The 18,980-nt window shown below is 63.8% G+C and carries 15 protein-coding genes; 4 read left to right on the top strand and 11 right to left on the bottom strand.

All coding sequences use genetic code 11. The annotated features are described in order from the left end of the window. Positions 1-29: 29 nt before the first annotated feature. The gene (locus tag L810_RS02135) at positions 30-1,673 is read right to left on the bottom strand and encodes a DUF2334 domain-containing protein (protein WP_021156711.1); all 1,644 of its coding nucleotides are present in this window, start codon (positions 1,671-1,673) and stop codon (positions 30-32) included. Between the two features lie 12 nt (positions 1,674-1,685). After that, positions 1,686-1,991, bottom strand: coding sequence for a hypothetical protein (locus L810_RS02130; protein ID WP_081062585.1), 306 nt, complete (start codon positions 1,989-1,991; stop codon positions 1,686-1,688). Positions 1,992-2,948: 957 nt separating this feature from the next. On the opposite strand from L810_RS02130, the gene L810_RS02125 reads away from it, so the two are divergent. After that, on the top strand, positions 2,949-4,910 hold the full coding sequence (locus tag L810_RS02125) for a glycosyl transferase family protein (protein ID WP_021156707.1): 1,962 nt from the start codon (positions 2,949-2,951) through the stop codon (positions 4,908-4,910). Further along, complete coding sequence (locus tag L810_RS02120) at positions 4,907-6,601, top strand: NfrA family protein (RefSeq protein WP_021156706.1); 1,695 nt, start codon at positions 4,907-4,909, stop codon at positions 6,599-6,601. The genes L810_RS02125 and L810_RS02120 overlap by 4 nt, the downstream gene beginning before the upstream one ends. A 40-nt stretch (positions 6,602-6,641) precedes the next feature. Here L810_RS02120 and L810_RS02115 read toward each other — a convergent pair whose 3' ends face one another. Beyond that, entirely contained in the window at positions 6,642-7,544 is a 903-nt protein-coding gene (locus L810_RS02115) for a hypothetical protein (protein ID WP_257008774.1), read from the bottom strand. A 745-nt stretch (positions 7,545-8,289) separates the two neighbouring features. Continuing rightward, entirely contained in the window at positions 8,290-9,579 is a 1,290-nt protein-coding gene (gene fabF, locus L810_RS02110) for a beta-ketoacyl-ACP synthase II (protein ID WP_042972851.1), read from the bottom strand. Between the two features lie 99 nt (positions 9,580-9,678). On the opposite strand from fabF, the gene L810_RS02105 reads away from it, so the two are divergent. Next, entirely contained in the window at positions 9,679-10,314 is a 636-nt protein-coding gene (locus L810_RS02105; protein ID WP_042972866.1) for a TetR/AcrR family transcriptional regulator, read from the top strand. 74 nt (positions 10,315-10,388) lie between these two features. Here the strand turns inward: L810_RS02105 and L810_RS02100 are convergent, their stop codons facing one another. Next, positions 10,389-12,689 carry an NADP-dependent malic enzyme gene (locus L810_RS02100; protein ID WP_021156702.1) on the bottom strand — a complete coding sequence of 767 codons (2,301 nt, stop codon included), beginning with the start codon at positions 12,687-12,689 and terminating at the stop codon, positions 10,389-10,391. 136 nt (positions 12,690-12,825) lie between these two features. Here L810_RS02100 and L810_RS02095 point away from each other — a divergent pair, with 136 nt between their 5' ends. Continuing rightward, complete coding sequence (locus tag L810_RS02095) at positions 12,826-13,797, top strand: LysR substrate-binding domain-containing protein (RefSeq protein ID WP_021156700.1); 972 nt, start codon at positions 12,826-12,828, stop codon at positions 13,795-13,797. 86 nt (positions 13,798-13,883) lie between these two features. Here the strand turns inward: L810_RS02095 and L810_RS02090 are convergent, their stop codons facing one another. The 6 genes from L810_RS02090 to L810_RS02065 all read right to left on the bottom strand — a co-directional run bounded on the left by L810_RS02090 (position 13,884) and on the right by L810_RS02065 (position 18,579). Then, positions 13,884-14,561, bottom strand: a complete 678-nt coding sequence (locus L810_RS02090) for a hypothetical protein (RefSeq protein ID WP_021156699.1) — start codon at positions 14,559-14,561, stop codon at positions 13,884-13,886. Positions 14,562-14,666: 105 nt separating this feature from the next. Further along, the gene (locus tag L810_RS02085) at positions 14,667-16,559 is read right to left on the bottom strand and encodes an SAM-dependent methyltransferase (protein WP_042972849.1); all 1,893 of its coding nucleotides are present in this window, start codon (positions 16,557-16,559) and stop codon (positions 14,667-14,669) included. A gap of 44 nt (positions 16,560-16,603) precedes the next feature. Beyond that, a complete protein-coding gene (locus L810_RS02080; RefSeq protein ID WP_257008773.1) occupies positions 16,604-17,188 on the bottom strand; it encodes a GNAT family N-acetyltransferase in 585 nt (194 codons plus the stop codon). A gap of 60 nt (positions 17,189-17,248) precedes the next feature. Continuing rightward, a complete protein-coding gene (locus L810_RS02075; protein ID WP_059627684.1) occupies positions 17,249-17,692 on the bottom strand; it encodes a hypothetical protein in 444 nt (147 codons plus the stop codon). A gap of 157 nt (positions 17,693-17,849) precedes the next feature. After that, the gene (locus L810_RS02070; RefSeq protein ID WP_021156695.1) at positions 17,850-18,077 is read right to left on the bottom strand and encodes a hypothetical protein; all 228 of its coding nucleotides are present in this window, start codon (positions 18,075-18,077) and stop codon (positions 17,850-17,852) included. Positions 18,078-18,204: 127 nt separating this feature from the next. Beyond that, the gene (locus tag L810_RS02065) at positions 18,205-18,579 is read right to left on the bottom strand and encodes a VOC family protein (RefSeq protein WP_021156694.1); all 375 of its coding nucleotides are present in this window, start codon (positions 18,577-18,579) and stop codon (positions 18,205-18,207) included. Positions 18,580-18,980 lie beyond the last annotated feature (401 nt).

The following is an 18,980-nucleotide window of genomic DNA, read 5'->3' as shown; positions in this document are numbered from 1 at the left end:
GGTCGCACAGGGCTGCCGCTACGCCTGCATCACTTGGCCGTCGTGCCGTCCACCCACGTGTAGCCGAGATTCGTAATGCCGGTAATCATGCTCTGGAAGTCCTGGAACGCCGGCAATCCGAGATCCGGTTCAAGCCAGTACGGATGGAAGAAGAACGACGCGAAACCGTCGCGTACCGCCAGGCCATACCGGGCATTGGTCACGATTTGCTGCCACGTGTACGTGATGCACGAGAACGGGTCGATATTGCAGATGTTGTACTGCACGCTGCCCAGGTTCTCCGGAACGATCCGCTGCCCGTAGTAATCGGCGTTGATGATGTACGGGAAAAACTGCCCGGCCGAAAAGTCCTGGTTGGCGGCACCCGTTCCGAGTTGCGGCTTGGTCGACGTGTAGTACACGGCCCGCTGGAACGTGGTCGGGAACGTGAGGGCCGTCGCCGACGACGCGGCCGGCGACATCTGGTACTGCGGCGCGGCCCAGCCGACGATCTTGTAGCCGTTGAGCGTGAACTCGAGCAGCCCGTCGGCCATTCGGCCTTCCGCCCACGGGATGGAGTCCTCATCAACCGGCCGGTTCTGCACCGCGTACCAGAACTCGTAGTCGCTGCCGCTGACTGCATTCAGCAGGTTCGGCGTCGAATCGTACTGGTGCGTATAACCGTGCATCACGATCGAGCCGCCTCGCGCGAGCGCGTAGTTCAGCGCCCTCTTGAGGCCCGTTGCCTGCGCCAGATGGATCGTCTCCGGCACGCCGCCGTTGTAATAGCCGTTCGGGTCCGTATACAACGGGATGGTTGCCATCGTGAACGGAATGTGCTTTGAGTACATGTAATTCGTCAGCTGCTGCATCGAACTCGTCGTCGTATACGCGTCGAGGTCTTCCAGACGGACGAGCGCACGATGATTCACCGGTGCATTGGTCTGCAGGATGTCGTGCAGGATGTCGCAGATCACCAGGTAGCGATCCGTCGGGCCGATGTAGGAAAACGGCATGTCCGCGAAGTACCAGAAGTTGCCCGAGCGCATAATGTACGGCGCGGTTGCGCCGCTCTGGCTGTTCTTGATGGTGACGAGCGCTTGCGCCTTGGTGGAATCGACGACCTGGGTCAATCCGATGTCCGGATCCGCGCTGATGACGCCCGTCGACGCGTTATAGGCGTAGTACTTGACCATCGACAGGTTCTTGTACGTGACCGTATCGTAGAAGCCCGGATTCGGATTGCTCGCCGACGGCGTCGCGTTCATCCCCGCGAGGCCCAGGAAGCTGAACCCGAAGGTCTGATTGAACGTAAAAGCCGTGTTCCAGGCCAGTTGCCACAGGTTGTACTTGAACCAGACCACCGTCTTCTTGGTGGTCATCACGTCGCTCATGAACGCCGTCGGAATCGGGTTGTTGTAGTAGTCGCCGATATAGAACGTGACGTCGTGGCTGCCGACCATGCCGGACGTGTAGTTCTGGATCGGAACCAGATCGATCGTCGCATTGAAATGGCCAAGCAGGTTCCTCAGCATGATGCTGTACATCAGGCCGAGCTTCGAATAGGGGTCGTTGGCCGGGTTGTCGTACAGCACGAGCGTATGGGCAGTGGTGGCCTGCGCGTGCGCGGTGCCGGGCAATGTCATTTGCGCGAGCCCCGCTAGCAGGGCGATGACGAGCAAGATCTTTTTCATGGCCGTTTCTCCCTAGTCGCGTTCCACATTGCCGTTGAGTTTCTTGACGGAATTCTTGGTGAACTTCGGGCGCCCCGTTTCCTTGTATGCCTTCTCCCAATCCTCGTCGGCCATCCCCGCTTTCACGTTGACGTGAGCCGAGCCGTTCGGGAGCGGAGGCGGCTTGATATTCATGACGGAAGCGTTGCCTGTCGCCTGCGCATTCGCATCCTGAACGCCGACGGCGATGGCGAACATGGTGATCAATGCGACGAGTGATCCGGCGATGCTCAACCCGTTTCGAAAAGATTCATTGCGATGCGAAGGCATGATTTTCATCCTTTGATATGCAAAATAAGTTCATCTCGCTCACGAGACGAGCATGGAGAATCACCCTCCGGAATCGGGGCGCCATGTCGTTGATTTTTGCTGCGCAATTGAAACCAGACAAATAAATCCGGGAGGAGATGGCTTTACTTTCAAGCTAGATCCGTACCATCGGTCGCAAATGGGCTTGCGTTAAGGGGGTGAAATTGACGCATCGACGCCACTCAAAAATTGCGTCGATAAAACGTTTCAGGCGTGCAACGCGGCGGTGTCATGAATTTAATCGGACAAACGCGCGAACCCTGTTCGTACGATTCAGGGAAAACCAGTCAATCGCCGAGCTTCGCCGAGCACGACGCGAAAATTTCCTCCGACGACATGCATGTGCAATGACGACTGAAGCACCGGCTTTCCGGTTCGACGCCGGTTCATCCGGCTGGTCACCGCCGGAATCGCGTGACGATTTCCCGACAGCGACAATCGAGGCCCGGCAGCGGGTCGGGAAACGATGTGTCATCCGGTCGATCGACGGCGTGTTTCAGCACTGAAACATTTGGCTCGGATTCGGCGGGCCGATCCCGTTCGGCTAGCCGCGATGTACGTAACGTCAAGGGTCGCGCAGCGATGGCGCACGACTTGCTACATGACCTGTGTGCTGCGGAGTCGGTGCGCGGGGGCACTGCGCAAGCGTCGGGTGGAGAGCGGCTGCAGGCGATCAGGAATGCAGGGACGGAGGCAGGCAAGCGGTAAACGGGCAGTCAAAAAGTCATCCACTGAACACGTTGCATCGTTCGCGATGCAACGTGACCACATCGGGAAAGCTCGCGTGCTGCCGGCTTTTTCGAACGGCGGGAATTCGCGCGGCGCAAGCCACGGAGTGGACGTGACGGGGCCGGCGAGGACGGGGAACTTTCGTCTTTCGTCGATACGAGGGGAAATAATCAAATAAAAGATAAAATCGCGGAAAAAATGATGGATAACATGATTTGGAGTGCGTACTTATACGCACTTAACCTTGTCGCCATTGTGACCGCAATTGTCATCCTGGTGAGCACACTGGATGACCTCACGCTGGATGCCTGTTACTGGTCGTTTGAAATCCGGCGCATCCTGCGCCGTGAAAAATCGCAAACGATCGATATCGGCATGCTGCGCGGGCTGGAAGAACGGCATCTGGCGCTGATGGTTCCGGCCTGGAAGGAATACGACGTGATCGCCAAGATGATCGAAAACACCTTGGCGACCCTCGAGTACGAGCGCTACGTGATATTCGTCGGCACCTATCACAACGATGCCGAAACCACGGCCGAGGTCGAACGCATGGTCCGCCGGTACCCGGGCAGGGTCACGCGCGCGACCGTGATGAACGACGGGCCGACCTGCAAGGCGGACTGCCTGAACTGGATCATCGAAGCGATCCTGCGCTACGAAGCGGTTCACCGGATTCAATTCGCGGGCGTCGTCATGCACGACTGCGAGGACGTCATTCATCCGGTCGAACTCAAGTACCTCAACCACGCAGTGGCGGATAGCGACCTGGTCCAGCTTCCCGTGCTGTCCTTGCCGCGAAAATGGAACGAGTTCGTCGCCGGATGCTACCTGGACGATTTCAGCGAAACGCACCAGAAGGACGTGCCGGTTCGGGCCCGCCTGACCGGCATCGTCCCGGGCGCGGGCGTTGCATCGTGCTACAGCAGGCGCTCGATCGAAGCGGCGATGAAGGAACGCAACGGCTCGCCGTTCAACACCAGTTCGCTGACCGAGGACTACGACTTCAGCTTCCGGTTGAGAGACCTGGGGATGAAGGAAACCTTTGCATGCATTCCATTGACGGGCATCACGCGCGATGCAGCGGAAAGACGCGCAACGGGTCGCGTCACCAATCGCAACCTGCTGGCCACGCGCGAGTATTTTCCGAAGACATTTCGTACCGCGTACCGTCAGCGCACGCGCTGGATCCTCGGCATCGCCTTTCAGGGCTGGGAGCAACTCGGCTGGAAAGGCAATCTTCTCACCCGATACATGTTCTTCCACGATCGCAAGGGCATCGTGACCTCGCTGTTTTCGGTCATTGCCTATGGCGTGCTGGTCAACTTCCTGTTGCTCGGCGCACTTCAGCGATCCCTCCATGTCATCCCCGTCGGCGCCCCGCTCTTCATGGCGAGCCACTGGGTCGCGCCGCTGCTGTGGATCAACACCGCCATGCTGTTTGCGCGGGCCGGGCAGCGCTTCCATTTCGTCAGCAAGCTGAACGGCCCGACCCAGGGGCTGTTGTCGATCCCGCGGATGTTTGTCAACAACCTGATCAATTTCTATGCGGTTTGCCGTGCGTGGCGCATCTACATCGGCCACCTGGTGACCGGCAAGCCCATCGCGTGGGACAAGACCAGCCATACCTACCTGTCGAACGAAGCGCTCGGGAAAGCGCGCATGAAAGTCGGCGAGATCCTGGTCGGCTGGGGCGTGGTCACGCTGGAGCAATTGCAGGCAAGCCTCGAGAAGCAGCTGACCTGCGGCAAACGTCTCGGTGAACTGCTGGTCGAAGGCTGCGCGATATCCGCCGAATCGCTCGCGGATGCAATCGCCGAGCAAGCCGAACTGCCCCGGGTGAGCCTCGGCAACGTCGCGGTGGGCCACTTCGCGGATTCGCTGGCATTCGAGCTGCAGTACGCGTACCACGCCGTGCCGTTTTCGACCGCGGAAGACGGCACGTTGAACGTTGCGGTCGGGCGACCGCTCACGCCGGACGAACAGGACGTCGTGCGGCGCGGCGCCCGATCGAATGTGGCCTACTTCATCGCCTGCGATGCGGAGATTGCCGCCGAACTCTCGCGGCACTCGCGCTTCGTCGAACTCGCCCGCGCACGCGACGGCGACCCGGCGGCGCAGCAGGGCGCCCTCGTGACGAAACCGTCGGGAGAACAGGCATGAAGCATTCGAAACCCCCGATCGCGGCCGGCCTCAAGCGCTGCGCCCGGTTGAGCGCACTGGCGATCGCCGTGTCGCTGGCGTGGCACGCGCCGGCCTCCGCCGCGCAGCCGCTGACGCCCAAGGCCTACCGGCTCGCCGACAGCGCCTACAAGGCGATCAATGCCGGCGACCTGCCCCTCGCGGAAGTGTATGCGTCGCGCGCCATCCGGATTCAGCCCGGTAGCGAACAGCTCGGGCTGCTGCTCGTCGACGTATACAGGCGGGAAGGAAAGGTCGACGAAGCGGACGCCTTGGTGGAATCGCTGATGGTTCGTTTTCCGAAGAGTGCGGCGGTGCGCGCGCAGCACGGCTACCTGGCGCAGCGGCAGATGCGCTACGACGTCGCCTGCAGCGATTTCTCGGCCGCCGTCGCAACCGGGACATGGAGCAAGGAGCAGCAGCGCAACCTGCGTCTCGCCTGGTCGGACAGCGCGCTCGCGGCGAATCGTCCGCATGAAGCCGGCATTGCGCTGGCCCCGCTCGCCGATGAAAAATCGGCCGTGGTGCAGCTGCGCATCGCGCAGTTGAGCCTGCAGGCGGGCGACCGCGATACCGCGATCCGGATGGCGGATCTCGCGGCCGGCGATGCGACGACCGAAGGCGAGCGCAACATGGCCGCGTCGATCGCGGCGCAGGCACGGCAGGCAGACCAGCCCGCCCAGGCGCCGGTGGACAATACCGCGCAACAGAAATTGCAGGAAGCCTATGACCTGCTGCGCGACCACAAGGATCGCGAGGCACTCGACGCATTCCAGGAGGGATTCGCCGGCGGCGCCGGCAACGCGATGAACTACGCGGACGCGGGTTATGCCGCCAAGCGGATCGGGTTGAACGACGAGTCCATCGACCTGTTCGAGCACAGCCTCGACGCCGACGAGAACGAACACAAATTCGATGCGCAGCACAAGTTCGGCTATCGACGGGAAGTCGAGCAGCTTCAGCGCACCTGGGGGTTCGTGCTGAGCGCGCCGTACCAGTCGGCCGCGTTCGGCCCGCAAGGCACGATCAGCGTGTTGCAGCCGGGTATCGAAGCGTATTGGCAGCCGCCGAAGATCGGCTACCAGAACGGCCGCATCTTCCAGTTCTTCGTGCGTGGATACGGCACGGCCTACGACGGGACGGGCAACGTGACCGGCATGCCGACCGTGCAGGGTTCGGTGGGCGCGCGCTACAAGCCGCTGCCCGACCAGAACGTCGTGCTGACCGCCGAGCGGCTGTTCCACGTCGGCAGCCTGTCGATGACGGACTGGCTGATGCGCGTGGGTTATTCGTCGGAGGCCGGGACCGACCTGAGGGTCACCGAACCGAGCTGGCGCAGCTGGCAGGCGTATGTCGAGGGCGCGTACTTCATCAGCGCGGGTCGATACATCATTTATTCGGAGCTGCGTTACGGGCACACCTGGCGTTTGCCGATGATCAGCGATCGGCTGACCATCTACCCGCACGCCGCGGTGGCCGGCGATCACGACAATCGACAGCCGGAAAAGACGGCGATCGGCGCCGGGCCCGGCATCCAGTTGCGGTACTGGTTCCGCGAAGGGCGGTACAGCGCGCCGGCAAGTTATCTGGACGTCACGGTGCAATACCGGTTCGGATTGACGTCAGCGGCACGCGCACGTGGTCTCGTGGTACGCGCGACATTGTGGTTCTAACCAACGACGCTGACGCTTGCTCCTGGATGGCGCTTTTCGCTTAGTTGGGCGCCTTGAGCGTGATGATCGTCTGACGCAACAGCTGGAAGTACGAGCTCGTCGAATACGGGAGCATTTGCTCGACGTAGTTCCACCAGAAGAATCCGCCGATGAAACGCGGATCGGCCATGCTGTTGACCATCGGGTAGTAGGTCTTGATCAGGTTCTGCTGCACCGATGCGGGCGCGGAAATATCCGAGGTGCCGATTTCGCCGAAGCCGACCTTCGCGTTCGGGAAGATGCTTTCCAGCGCCGCGAAATCGTTCTTCCACGTCGGGTTCAGCCCCGGGCAATCCTGATACGGGTAGTAGCTGAACAGCGCGTAGTCGGCCTGCTGGCGGACCGTAGACGACAGGAACGTGGTCGGCCACGTCTTCCAGTAATCCTGCGGCTTCTCCCAGCAGTTGTTGCCCTTGCTGTCGTCGTTGTAGTACAGCGTGACGGCCGTCTTGCCGCCGTTCGATTTGACGATCTGGTTGGCCGCCGCAACCATCTGGCCGATCTGCTGCTCTTGCGAGTTGACCACGGAATTCGTGCCGCTCGGGTTGTTACGCAGCCATTCGCCGTTGATTTCGTTCGCGATCTCCCAGACGTCGACGGTGTTCTTCAGCTGCGACACCAGTTCCTGCGTTCGCGCCTGATACGTGGCGAGATCCGTCGGGAAATAGTAGGAATCGTAGACTTCGCCCATCACGTACGCGACTGCGTGCAGGCGCAGCAGAGGCGCGTAGTAGTCGGCGGCCGACGTACCCGGATCGAACACGACACGCACGGTGGGCTTGTACGGCAGGTTCTGCAGCGACGCGACGATGGCGTCCAGTTTGGTCAGGTCGTCGAGGGTCACACCGTAGACGGGATTCTTCAGAGGTTCGACCTGGGCTTCGGCGGGCCGGGATAAAGGCATGAGCCCGGCATAAGCGACGCATGCGGCGATGGCCGTGCGCGAGATATTTTTCGTCAGTCCTTTCAAAACGCTTTCCGTTATAAAGTAAGAGGAAGCGCGATTTTAGACGAAAATAAAAGCTAATTATCGGATGATACGCGAAGTAGCGAGCCCTAAAACTTCGTTAGGATTGGTATCGAATACGTGCTACCCGGCGTGTCGCGACGGGCAATTGTTACGAAATACTGATTAAATCGGCGCGAGGCGCGGAGACGCGGTGGAGGCGTCCAAGGGTTTAGCCGATATCCGGGTGGTTGCTTGCAAACGATTGCGGACATCCCAAGCCGGTAACAACGGATTTCGACTGACAAGCGCGGCAGCGTGAAGGGAGCCGCTCGCCAGGGCCGCGCCTCGAGGTTGAAACGGCCCGAAGAAATCAGGGCGGCCGGAACGTCCGTCGCGAGAGTGAGATCAGACGGGTAAGTCAAAACCCTGATCTCTCGGCCTGCGTCAGATCAGACCTGGGATTGCTTCGCCGTCACGCCACCACGGACCGTGATCGACCCGAAGCCGACGTACGCCGGCGCATTCGCTGATGCCGAGAGCGAATGCTCGATTGAATATTCCGATTAGTCCGCGCCCCGAAGGGTTTCGGCGAATGGCCCGGACTTCACGCATCCGCCGAGCGTTCGACCGTGAACCGATCGCCGATCGAGGAGCCGACCGGGCCACCGGCACCCGGCAGGCTTCGCAAACGCGTGCGCCATCACGCTCCCCAACGCTTGAAGACGACACTGGCGTTCACGCCGCCGAAGCCGAAACCGTTGGCCATCGCGTGAACGATCGGCATGTGCCGCGGCGCATCGCGCACGATGTCCAGGCCTTCGGCGAGTGCGTCCGGCTGTTCGAGGTTCAGCGTCATCGGGACGACCTGATCGCGCAAGGCCAGGGCGGTGAAGATCGCCGCTACGCCACCGGCCGCGCCCAGCAAGTGGCCCGTCGCCGACTTGGTGGAGGTGATGGCGAGCGGGACGTCGACGCCGAACAGGTCGCGCACCGCGGCCAATTCGCCCAGGTCGCCGACCGGCGTCGAGGTCGCGTGAGCGTTGAGATGCTGCAGGTCGGACGGAGTCAGGCCGGCCTGCGTCAGCGCCGTCTGCATCGAGCGTCGCGCGCCGCTGCCGTCTTCGGGGCCGGAGGTAATGTGAAACGCATCGGCGCTGGTGCCATATCCAATGAGCTCGACCAGGGGCGCGGCGCCGCGCGCAAGCGCGTGCTCGAGCGATTCGATCACCAGCATGCCGGCACCTTCGCCCATCACGAAACCGTCGCGGGCCCGGTCGAAGGGTCGCGATGCGCGGGTGGGTGTGTCATTGAAGCCGGTGGACAAGGTCTTCGCTGCGGCGAAGGCGCCCAGGCTGACGCGATCGATTGCGGCCTCGGCGCCACCGCACACCGCGATGTCGGCCTCGCCGCAGCGGATCAGCCGCGCCGCGTCGCCGATGGCCTGGATGCTCGCGGCACAAGCCGTCACCGGGGCGCCCATCGGCCCCTTCAGGCCGTGCCGGATCGACACGTGGCCCGCGGCAAGGTTGACGAGGAACGAGGGGATCGTGAACGGCGACAGACGCTTCGGTCCGCGCGTCTCGGTCGTCCGCACCGCGCCCGCAATCGCCGGAAATCCACCGATGCCCGACGCGATGACCGTGGCGGTGCGCCGCTGGGACGCTTCGTCGGCCGGAGCCCATTGCGCCTGCGCGAGTGCCTCTTGCGCGGCGGCGAGCGCGAAGGCGATGAAGCGGTCGATCTTGCGCTGGTCCTTGGTCGACACGAAGCGGTCGATGTCGAAGCCGCCGCACCCGTCCTCGTGCACATCGGGCACCACACCGCCCACGCGGGCCGCGATGTCCGCCGTCATCGAATCCGGTAGCCGGCGCAAGCCCGACTGGCCGGCCAGCAGCCGCTGCCACGCCAGTTCGACTCCGCACCCCAGCGGCGAGACCATTCCCATCCCGGTGACGACGATTCGGCGGTTCGCAGTGGGCGTGATGTGCATGGATTCTGTCCTGATCGATCTATTGATGATGATCGACATCATACAGTATTGAGTATGATTGTCATCAACACGCAATGCCATGCGCACGAAAGGATCTTCATGAAAGTCTCGAAAACGCAGGTGGCCGAGAACCGCCTCGCCATCCTGCAGGCCGCGGCCCGGCTGTACCGCGAACGCGGTTTCACCGGCGTGGGAGTGGCCGACATCACACGCGAGGCCGGGCTCACCCACGGCGGGCTGTACCGGCACTTCGAATCGAAGGATGCCCTGGCGGCGGAGGCCGCGGAATATGCGTTCGAGTGGAAACTCTCCGAGCTGGAGACACCGGATGCCGATGCGAACACCGACGCCGACGGGTTCCTTCGAACCGGCGTCGCAAATTACCTGTCGCCGCAGCATCGCGACAGCGTCGGCCAGGGCTGCCCGGTGGCCGCGCTCGCGGCAGACGCGGCACGCGAAACGGGCGCGATCGCAGACGCTTTCGCCCAAGGCATCGGGCGCTACATGACGCTGTTCGCGCAGCGGAGGCCCGATGGCACCGAGGCCGCGCAGATCGAACCCGAGGACCGGGTTCGAGCAATTTCGATGCTGTCGACAATGGTGGGCGGATTGATCCTCGCCCGAGCCACCGCGCGGGGATTGCCCGAGCTATCGGACGAGATTCTCGCGACCTTGCGCGATCATCTTGCGGCCACATGGGGCCTCGATGAAGCCAACGTCGACGGGCGCGACTAGAAAGCCATCGCCGAAGGGGCGAGTCCCCCCGAACCACACAGCGTCCGGTGAACCCGCCCCCTTCCGGTTTCCGCTCAAACAGACGCGTTCCGGTTCGCCTCGATCACCGTCAACGCCGTCATGTTCACGATCCGCCGCACCGTCGCGCTGGACGTCAGAATGTTCACCGGCGCGTTGACGCCCAGCAGGAACGGTCCCACCGCCACATTGCTGCCCGCCTCCGTCTTGAGCAGGTTGTACGCGATATTCCCCGCATCCACGTTCGGGCACACGAGCAGGTTCGCCGCCCCCTTCAGCGGCGACATCGGGAGCAGCCTCGACCGCAAGCCCTCGTCGAGCGCGCAGTCGCCATGCATCTCGCCGTCCGCCTCGATATCGGGCGCCTGCTCCCGGATGATCTCCAGCGCCCGGCGCATCTTCACGCCCGACGCCGCACTCCCCGACCCGAAGTTCGACCGCGACAGCAACGCCGCCTTCGGCGTGAGGTTCAGCCATTCCATCTGACGAGCCGCGGCAATCGTGAATTCCGCGATCTGCCCGGCATCGGGATTGTCGTTGACGTGCGTGTCCACCAACGCGACCGTCCGCTGGTCGAGCAACAGGATGTTCATCGCCGCATACGTGGACGCACCCGGCTTCCTGCCGATCACCTCGTCGACGAACCGCAGGTGGTTGTGATATTCGCCGACCGTGCCGCAAATCATCCCGTCCGCATCGCCGAGCCGCACCATCATCGCGCCGATCAGCGTCAGGCGGCGCCGCATCTCGACCCGCGCCATTTCCTTCGAGATGCCGTCCCGGCAGCGCAGTTCCCAATACGTCGTCCAGTACTGCGGGAACCGCTCGTCGTACTCGGGGTTCGTCACCTCGACATCCTGGCCGAGCCGGATCCGCAAGCCGAACCGCTCGATGCGCGCCAGCAGCACTTCCGGGCGCCCGACCAGGATCGGACGCGCCAGCTTCTCGTCGACGATCACCTGCACCGCACGGAGCACGCGCTCGTCCTCGCCTTCGGTGAAGACGATCCGCGCCTTGCCGCCGTCACGCACCAGCCGGCGCGCCGTCGCGAACAGCGGCTTCATGAACGCGCCGGAGTGATAGACGAATTGCTGCAGTTGCTCGACATACGCGTCGAGATCCGTCAGCGGGCGCTTCGCCACGCCGCCTTCCATCGCCGCCTTCGCCACGGCCGGCGCGATACGGACGATCAGGCGCGGGTCGAACGGCTTCGGAATCAGGTATTGCGCGCCGAACGCCACATCGTATGCGCCGTAGGCCGCCGCGACGACTTCGTTCTGCTCTTCCTCGGCCAGCCCCGCGATCGCGTGCACCGCGGCGATCTCCATGTCGCGGGTGATCGTCGTCGCGCCCACGTCCAGCGCGCCGCGGAAGATGTACGGGAAGCAGAGGACGTTGTTGACCTGGTTCGGGTAGTCCGAACGGCCCGTCGCGATGACGACGTCGTCGCGCGTCGCATGCGCCAGTTCCGGGAAGATTTCCGGCGTGGGATTGGCCAGCGCGAGAATCAGCGGGCGCGGCGCCATCTCCTTCAGCATCTCGGCACTCAGGATGCCGCCGACCGACAGGCCCAGGAACACGTCCGCGCCGCCGATCACGTCGGCCAGCTTGCGCGCATCGGTTTCCTGCGCAAAGCGCGACTTGGCCGGGTCCATCAGCGCGGTGCGCCCGCGATAGACGACGCCTTCGATATCGGTCACCCACACGTTCTCGACCGGCAGCCCGAGGTCGACCAGCAGGTCCAGACAGGCCAGCGCGGCGGCCCCTGCGCCCGACGTCACGACCTTCACTTCCGAAATCGACTTGCCGACGACCTTCAGCCCGTTGATGAACGCGGCGGACACGGTGATGGCGGTGCCGTGCTGATCGTCATGGAAGACCGGGATCTTCATGCGTTCGCGCAGCTTCTGCTCGACCGTGAAGCATTCGGGCGCCTTGATGTCCTCGAGGTTGATGCCGCCGAAGGTGGGCTCGAGGCCCGCGATGATGTCGACCAGCTTGTCCGGATCGGTTTCGTTGATCTCGATGTCGAAGACGTCGATCCCCGCGAACTTCTTGAAGAGCACGGCCTTGCCTTCCATGACCGGCTTGGACGCGAGCGGGCCGATGTTGCCCAGACCCAGCACGGCCGTGCCGTTCGTGATCACGCCGACCAGGTTGCCGCGGCTGGTGAAGCGGTGCGCCTGCAGCGGATCGGCGGCGATGGCCTCGCACACGCCCGCCACGCCCGGCGTGTACGCCAGCGCGAGATCGCGCTGCGTCACGAGCGGCTTGCTGGCGACGACCGAGATCTTTCCCGGGGTCGGAAATTCGTGATAGTCGAACGCTGCCTGCTGCTGTGTCTCAGTCTGTTTCATGTTTTTCGATCCGGGCACGGGCGCCAGGCCAGTCCCGGCGCGATCCATGAAGGTGATTCTAGGGATCCGCCATAAGGTGATGATTCTGTTTTAATATCGCTCCATCACTTTTTCATGATGAATACGTGACCAGTCAATGACTTTTGACGCGAACGACGTGGTCAGGCGGCTGGGCGCGCGCCTGAAGATGCGGCACCTGGTGCTGTTGCTGCAGATCCAGCAGCACGGGTCGCTGACGCGTGTCGCGGAGCACATGGCCAGCAGCCAGCCGGCCGTGACGAACGCGCTGTCCGAGCTGGAGAGCATGTTCGGCACGCCGCTCTTCGAGCGCTCGTCGCGCGGCATGCGGCCTACCGCGCTCGGCGCGGTCGTGCTCGAGCGGGCGAAGGCGATGATCAAGGATCTCGACCACCTCGCCCGCGAAATGGAGGCCGTCGCCGCCGGGCATGCGGCCCACCTGCACATCGGCGTGATTCCGTTCATTTCCGGGCAGATGCTGTCGGCGGCGCTCAAGCGGCTGCAGGCGCGCATGGAACGGCGCCTGACCGTGACGATTCACGAAGGCACCAGCGATCAGCTCCTGCTGCAGCTCAAGGATCACAGCGTCGACATCGTGATCGGGCGGGCGTCGTCGGCGATCGACCTGGGGCAGGTTTCCTTCGAGGTGCTGTACCAGCAGCAGCCGCGCATGATCGCGAGCCGGCGTCTTGCCGCGAAACTGGCCCGCACCGCGCTGGACTGGCACAAGCTGCACGCGCTCGACTGGATTCTCGGCGCCCCGCATACGCCGATGCGGGAACAGGTCACCGACCTGTTCCTGTCGGCCGGCATCCCGCCGCCCGTGCCGATCGTCGAAAGTTACTCGTCCAAGCTGATCGGCGAGATGATCGCGTCGAGCGACGAGGCCGTATCGATCGTGCCCGCCGACATCGCGGAAGAACTGGTGCGGATCGCCGGCGTGGCGATCGTGCCGTACTCGCTGGTCTGGACGCTCCCGCCCATCGCGCTCTTTACCCGCGCCGCCGATTCGCGCTCGCCCGCGCGGGATCTGCTCGTCGACGCGTTGCGCGAGGTATGCAGGGAGACTTATGGGGAAGCGCAGCGATGAGGCCGCGGGCGGCCGCCTGAACGGCGGTTCGCCCTCGCCGGCAACCCACGCGCGCGGCGGCGGAGGCTCGCCGCAGCGGCAGCGCGCTACTTGCTGGCGGCGAGGTGACGCAGAATGTCCGCACGCTCGGCGCTCAACACATGATCCGAGCCCTCGCCGCGGTCATAACGCTTCGCGGTGCGGTAGGAAAACCGCTTCCTGTACTGCCCGATGGCGGGATCGAACGTCCACGCGTCGACGACGAAAAAGTGCTTGCCGAAATGATCCTCGTCGTCGGCCCACACGAAATCCGCCCGCACGAACACCGGATAGGGTGACACGTCCGGCACCTTCCACATCGCGCGATCGGCCGTCTCGGTCTGGGTGACTTCCGGCATCAGGTTCTCGATCTTGCCGTTCGCGCCATAACGCAATATCGCCACGCGCTCCAGCATCCCGCTGCCCCCGCCCGAGAACATCCCCGAGAAGAACACCCACGAGCCGCCCGACGCAATCGGCAGCCGCTCGGACCGCGGCATCAGACCGAACTGGTAAAGCTCCTTCGACGAATGGGGAACCGGCTCGGGCGGCATCTCGAAGCATGGCGCACGATCGGGCAGCACGCAGAGTTTCACGCCGGACAGCGGAAGCCCGTCCGAATCCTGCCGGCCCTCCGCCTGGGTGAAACGCGGGAATGCCGGTTCGCTCGGGGCGGCCTGCGCACCCGCGATGCCGGCGACGGAAATGCCCAGGATCACCCCGAGCGACTTGACGACCCTGCGCATGCACCTGCCCTCTCTCTCATGTTTTGATAGCCGCGAATTGTCGATGATCCGGCCGCTTCTGTCGAATGGGCGGTTGCGGCCGGCGCTGCGCGTCGCGCCGGTTCGTCAGACCGTCGCCAGAACCAGACGCCCCGGCGACGCGCCGATGTGCAGCCCGTCGGCGCGATTCGCGAGATAACGCCGGTTCAACTCGTCCGGCGTCCATGTGTTGCTGTGGCTGAAGCCCAGCGCGGCGAGCCTCGCGGTCAGTGCGTCGGGTTCGAAGAAGCTTTTCCACGGCTCGCCACGCTCGGCGAATCGCGCCGTCATCTGCTCCATCGCGATGCGCATGATCGGCGGCAGGCTCGACAGCGGAACCACATATTCGAGCAGGACCGCGCTGCCTTTGGCACACCCGGCGATGAAGCGCAGCGTGTCGATCACCGCGGCCTCGTCGAGATACATCGTCACGCCGAGCCAGCTGAACAGCGCCGGCGCATCGGCATCGAAACCGGCGCGCGCCAGCCCTTGCGCGAGACCGACCCGCTCGAAATCGACCGGCACGAATTGCAGCGACGGCGGCACCGCCATGCCCGCCTCGCGCAAACGTGCCTGCTTCCACGCCTGCGTCGCCGGCAGGTCGACCTCGAACACGCGCCCCGGCGCATCGGCTCGCCGGTATGCGCTGGTATCGAGCCCCGCACCCAGCACCACATACTGGCGGATGCCGCGTTCGATCGCGTCGGCCCATACGTCGTCGGCAAGCCGGCTGCGTACCACCACCGTGCTGCGCATGCCCACCGTCATTGGCTGGCGGAACTTGTCGAGGTTGTCGCGCAAGGCTTGCGCCTCAGCCGCACCGAGCACGGTCAGCGCGGCCGGATCGTCGAGCACCAGCGGCCGGTCGAGCAGCTGGTGCGCGGCCCGCTGCGTGGCCACCAGCAACGCGCTCGGCTTGGGCCCGGCGTTCACCGGCGTCGTGTCGTGGCCGACGACATGCGCCCGGTTCAGATAAGCAAGCAACGCATCGTCGAGGCCGATGCCCAGTTGCAGATCCGGTTCGCGCATCATCGCATCGCGCACGCGTGCTTCGAGCGCCGCGTCGTCGCCGCAGAAGCTGTCGAGAAACAGCTGCTGCCAGCGCCTGACGATCGCCTGCACCGGTGCGGCGCCGGCGTCGACGCCCGCATCCATTTGCGCTCTCAGTTCGGCCACCAGCGCCGGCCACGCTCGATGCTTCATGGCGGCGAACTGGCGCCGCCGCACCTCGTCGGCCTGGGTCGGGTCGAGGTGTTTCGCAAGCAGCGCGCAGCGCGCGTGCACGAACGCTTCGTCGATCCATGCCAGCATCTCCGCCGTGATGCCGACGATTTGCGGAGCACGCGGTTCGTCGAGCTGAATCGCCATCAGCTTGGTCGCGAGCGTCGGGTCGTTGCGGGTCATCCGGACCACGAGCCGGATCCAGCGCCACGCCAGTGCCTGGGCGGCCTCGCTGCCGGCCGGCAGCGCCTGCTGCCGGGCAACGCGAACTTCTTCGATCAGCGCGGCCCACGACGGATCCGTCGGCGCGATCGTATCCGGCCCGGATGCGAGCAACACATCGAGTTCGTCGTCTTCAAGGTGTTTTTGGATCATGTTCATCCACTCCAGAGCGTTCAGCCAGTCGGTCGCCGTGGTCTCGTCGCCGGCGGCGATCATGTCCACGATGTATTGCAGGTGACGACTCAGGCGCTGCGCGCGCGATGCCTGTGCATCGAGTTCCGCGATCTGGCGCTGCAGAAGCTGGAGCGGCGAGCCGGCCAGTTGGCTGTCGAGGCTCGCCTTGATGTCCGGCAGCGAATACCCGAAGCGTTTCAGCGCCTCGATCCGATGCAGCCGGATGAGGTCGTCCCGCCCATACAGGCGCGCGCCGCCGTCCGTGCGCTGCGTCGGCGACAGCAGCCCGATCGCATCGTAGTGGTGCAACGCACGGACGCTCAGTCCCGCCTTCTTCGCCAGATCGCCGATTTTCAGTCGCATTTTTTTCCCGGTCGTCGGTGTCGACCATAAAAGCTGACGTAGCGTCAGGTGCAAGGGAAATCGAACGGGGCGTATCCAGTTGAACGCCAAGGAGCGGGTTTCTCGTACAGCGACCAGACAATCCCGTCCGATATCCACCCCACGCGAATGAAGCCAAGCGACTCGTAATAAGCGCAGAGCGTCACGTTTTCGACGGCGCAATCGAGCCGGACATAATGCCGGTTCAAGCTGCTCACCTTGCGAGCGCACCAGTCGAGCATGAAACCGCCGAGCCCGAGCCCGTTGAAGCCTTGCCGCACGCAAAGCCCGTGCACGTAACCGGCGATCGGTGCCTGCGGCCCCCAGTGCCGGTCTTCGCCGAAGCCGAGCGAGAACGTTCCGGCCGGCGTGCCGTCCAGCTCGACGACATACACGTCCTTTTCAGAAACGTTGCTCCGCACCCACCGTTCGGAGAATCCGTCGCCTTCCTTGCCCCACGCATGGTCGCCGTACGTGAGCTTCTTCGCGTGTGCGTCGTTCCGGATCCGCGTCAGCGCCGGTACGTCGTCTGCCGTTGCCCTGCGGATGCTTGTCGAAGTCATCGCCCGTTTCTCCGTGGCGTCGTCACGTCGCGGCTCGACAGCCGCCATCCCGTCACGCCGTATTTTCGACAGCGGGCACTCGCCCGGTCAGCCGAAGGCACGACGCTCTCATGATGCTGCCGCCTGGAACCAGCGCGTACACGGGCCCGTGTAAATGAGCACGGTCGCGATCGCATTGGCGAGAAAGCCCACTTCGATCAGGCTCAGCCTGAAAGGGAGCCCCATCACGAGAAGGGCCATCGTCGTGACGACCGTGAGCCCCAGTTCCAGCACACGCGCCAGCTTTTGTCGCTGGCACAGGCCCACGATCAGGCTCGCGTTCAGCAAAAGCCAGAAGGCCTGGATGATCCCGATCATCGCAGCGCCTTTGCGCATGAGTACGGCTTTCGCCGCGGGGATTTCGCCAGCCTGGTCGAAACCCAGCATCGTGAGCCAGACGGCGAATCCGGCCTCGATGAGCCAGACGATCGTGAAGAGCGCGATAGCGTGACGGATCTGCAGCGGTGCGTCGGCGCGAAACGCCGGCATGGCCTTCAACTTGCTGATTGGCATCGTCTCTTTCAGGAAGCTTGCGCTCCCCGCCCCGGATTGTGTTCGTATCGTATTTGCCGCTTGCCGATTTCACGACGCAGCGAGTTTCGGCCGAGTCTAGTCCATCCGCGATCGCCGCAGACGCGTACGCGCACGCGCACGCACGCCGAACACGCGTCTAGTGCGAAGCATTCAAGCCCTGCCGGAGAGCCTCGTAGATCCCCGCGCCGGCATCAACGATGAACAGGAGTGCAATGGCAACGCACACAACGCGCCCGATACCGCGCAGGCGCGCCACGCCGACATACAACCCGACAGCGCCGACGCAAAGCGTCACGGGCCAGTAGATGGCCCCCATGAGAATCGCGATGACGGGAAAAGGCAGGTCAATGGCGATGTCACTCATCCCGGAAAGCTCCGTTGCTCGCATGAAGCAAGCGTTCGCTCATCGATTCGACGGCGTCGGTCGACCGCCGTCCCTCCGCACCTGACCTTGCAAGCCGCCGCGCCGCCCCATGCTGCCCGACAGGGCATCACCCCTGCGCCTGGTGGCACACCACCTCGATATTGTGCCCATCCGGCCCGATGACAAATGCCGCGTAGTAGTTCGCGTGATAATGCGGCCGCAGCCCCGGCGCGCCATTGTCCTTCCCGCCCGCCTCCAGCGCCGCGCGATAGAACGCATCGACCTGCTGCCGGTCGTCGGCCACGAACGCGATGTGAAGATGCGCCGGCTTCTCCGACGTCTGGAACAGGCACAACGATGGTTTGCCAGGTGGCGACATCTCGATGCCGTACGACGGATCGCCCTCACCCACCACCACGACGCCAAGCGGTTCAAGTGCGTTGAGGAAAAACGTCTTGCTGGCTGCAAAGTCGCTCACGCCGAATTTGACATGGTCAAACATGACTCCCCCTTCGGATGGATGGGCCTGCCGGCACCCGGATCGGATGTGCAAATCACCGCGATGTTGCCACATGCAGCGATCGGTGGCACACCTGCCCGCCCTCGAACACAAAAAGCCCGACACGGTCGGGCCAACGAGCGGGATACAAGAAGAATCCCGCTCACCCCTCATCGAGCGGTCACACCGCGCTGCCTGACGTCATCACGATCCGGGCAAGAGCCGACGATTGCACACGACGTTGCGACCGATCGTCGATCGTCAGGATTCCATGAAAGGGTTCGGAAAGAATGGCTATGGCGAAACGGGGGGGCCGGATGACGCACCCGCCGGCAGGGTCGGGAGCGGAACGGCCGGTGGCGCCCGCCCGAAAAAATTGGCCCGCACCTGAAAACCTGAAAGCG

Origin of the sequence: Burkholderia sp. AU4i (assembly GCF_000466765.1) — a bacterium.
Lineage (GTDB): Bacteria > Pseudomonadota > Gammaproteobacteria > Burkholderiales > Burkholderiaceae > Burkholderia > Burkholderia cepacia.
Note: the sequence above shows the minus strand (reverse complement) of the source record. Positions and strands in the feature narration are given on the sequence as shown.